The organism is Mesorhizobium sp. B1-1-6 (genome assembly GCF_006443035.1).
Lineage (GTDB): Bacteria > Pseudomonadota > Alphaproteobacteria > Rhizobiales > Rhizobiaceae > Mesorhizobium.
In genome coordinates this window covers 1-2,541 of record NZ_VFWR01000041.1, presented here as the reverse complement: position 1 = coordinate 2,541, position 2,541 = coordinate 1, and the positions used below count along the sequence as shown (strand labels likewise).

Below are 2,541 nucleotides of genomic sequence, written 5' to 3'. Positions count from 1 at the left end.
GCCCGTCGAACACGGCCAGGAACCGATCGGCGCTGTCGATGCCGGCTATGATGGCACCCGCCGCGATCTCGCCGGAGAGTGCCTGCAGGGCCGGTGTCCCCTGCGCTGTTGGCAGGCCCGACAGCGCCCCGACGATGCCGCCGAAATTACCGCCGGCTGCAGCGGCATCGAGCACACCGCCGACCGCCCGCTGGTTCGACGTCTGGCCGGCCGAGCGGAAGGCATCTGGCGCCAGGATCAGGGAGAGATAGAGGCTGGTGAGATCGAAGCTGAGCACGGGGCGCAGGAACGCGAAATCGGCGGTCACATCGTTAAATGTGGCAATGCCGCCGGCCGGCGCCGAGACGATCGTGTACGTCGTGTCAGGCACGTAAATGCCGGGCAACGGGACAACGTCGAGGGTGCCGGCATGTACCGTCGCCTTGTGGCCGGCGCCAACGATGGTGATGCGGTCGCTGGCGCTGGGACTAATTTCAACGTCGAAGGTGCCGCTGTTCCAGGTGAGATTGCCGTCGATCGTGATGTTGCCGATGGAGTTGCCCGGCTCGATCGTGCCGCCGTTGTTTGTAATATTGCCGGTGATGTTGCCGACGCCACTCAGGATGCCGCCCTTGTTGAGCGTTACGTTGCTGGTCAGGTGAACGTTGACGGCTAAGCCGCCGGTATTGATGGTCGTGCCGCCGCCGACAGTGCTGGTGCCGGTAAGGGTGAGCTTACCGGCGCCGTTCTTGGTGAGCGTGCCGGTGCCGGTCATTGCGCCGGCATAGGTGCCGTTGACACCCTGGTCGAAGATGACGGCGGCATCGTTTAGGATACGGCCCTGCAGGCTGTTGGCTGCGCCCTGCAGGATGCCGGCCGACACCGTCGTGCCCTCGGTATAAGTGTTGTTGCCGCCCAAGGTCAGCGCGCCGGCGCCGGTCTTGGTCAGGCTGCCGAGGCCGGTGATATTGCCCGCGAAGGTGCCGTTGGTCGCCTGGTCGAAGGTGATCGACCTGGCGATCGGATTGTTCGCGTTGGGGTCGAAGATGATGTTGCCGCGCAGGTTCGTGGTGTTGCCCTGCACCGCGCCGCCGTTGTTGAAGATGTTGCCGGCATAGCTGTTGGCGCCGGTGAGAATAAGCGTGCCGTCGCCGACCTTGGTGAGATTGCCCGAACCGCCGACTATCCCATTCAGGGTCAGGGTCTTGCCGGGGTCGACCAGGAATACGCCACCGGCGCCCTCCAGTAAGACGTTGCGCGTGCTGGTGAAGGTCTCGGATGCGCGCAGGCCGGCGTTGTTTTCCAGCGTGAGCCCCGTACCCGTGGCGCCGAGCTTGTCGTCGGAAGCGACCCGTAGCGTTCCGCGCTGCACCAGCGTGCCGCCGGAATAGGTGTTGGTGCCCGTGAGCTCGAACTCGCCGTCGCCGCTCTTGATGAGGCGACCGCCACCGCTGATGCTGCCGCTCCAGATGAAGGGATGCAGCGCCACGTCGATGCCGCCGTTACCGGCGAGCACGATCTTGCGGTCGATCGACGTGGCCGCAGGAGTGTCCTTTGTGGTTCCGACCGCGCCGCCATTCAACGTGATTGCCGTACCCGCCGCGCCCAGGTTGACGTCATTCGTGAAGCGCAGGACACCGCCGGTCACGGTCGTGCCGCCGCCGTAGGTGTTGGCCGCTGAAAGGATCAGGTCGCCGTCGCCGGACTTGGTCAACTGGCCGCTTCCGCCGATCACGCCGCTCCAGGTGAGTGGAGCCGATGCAACGGAGAAGCCGCCCTTGTCCGTGATCGTGACGGGGCGATTGCTGGTCGGCCCCGGATGGACCGTGGCCACGCTTCCGATCGTGCCGTTGTTCAGGTTGATGCCGATGCCCGCGGCTCCCAGGCTGGCGTCGGTGGTGAACAACAGCGCTCCGCCGTTGACGGTGGTGCCGCCAGCGTAGGTGTTGGTGCCTGAGAGCGTGAGATCGCCAGTGCCGGTCTTGATGAGGCTGCCGCTGCCGGACAGGTTGCCGGTATAGGCGCCGTCGATTGTTTGGGCGAAGACGAGTGAGGCCTTGTTTGTGATATTGCCCGCCAGGCGCAGAGCGTTGATCTCCAGGACGCCTTCATTGACGGTGCCGCCGCCGGAGAGCGAAGTCGCACCGTCGAGAATGGTCGTGCCGGCCCCGTTCTTGACGATAGCCCAATTGCCGCCGCTGCCAGCGCCCCCGGTCTGATCTGCAATGGTGTCGCTTATCAACTGGGTCTGCCCGGCGCCAGGGGCCACGGTGAATGACCCGTTGCCGTGAAAAAGAATGCCCGATCCGATACCTTGGCCGGGGGAGGCGTTTCCTCCTCCGCCGTTGCCGCCTGCGACGCTGTTTCTAAAAATGTCGAGATGGCCGGCCACAGTGAGCTCGCCGCCATACTGAACGAAGATCGCGCCGCCCAGGCCGCCGCCGCCACCGCCACCTTGTCCATGGCCACCGCCGCTGCCGCCGCCGATTCCCCCCTGACCACCGTTATTGGGCGTCCCGTCGGGACCTATACAGCCACCACCGCCGCCGCCACCGACAAACC

Annotated in this window: 1 protein-coding gene and 1 pseudogene; one reads left to right on the top strand and one right to left on the bottom strand. The window is 65.4% G+C overall.

Annotation, left to right across the window (positions count from 1 at the left end):
- Positions 1–2,248: autotransporter-associated beta strand repeat-containing protein (locus FJ979_RS32340; protein WP_210239554.1), on the bottom strand; the 2,248-nt coding region annotated here is incomplete at its 3' end.
- Between the two features lie 18 nt (positions 2,249–2,266).
- Between FJ979_RS32340 and FJ979_RS32870 the strand changes: the two are divergent.
- Positions 2,267–2,541: pseudogene (locus FJ979_RS32870) on the top strand (hypothetical protein); the annotation flags it as partial.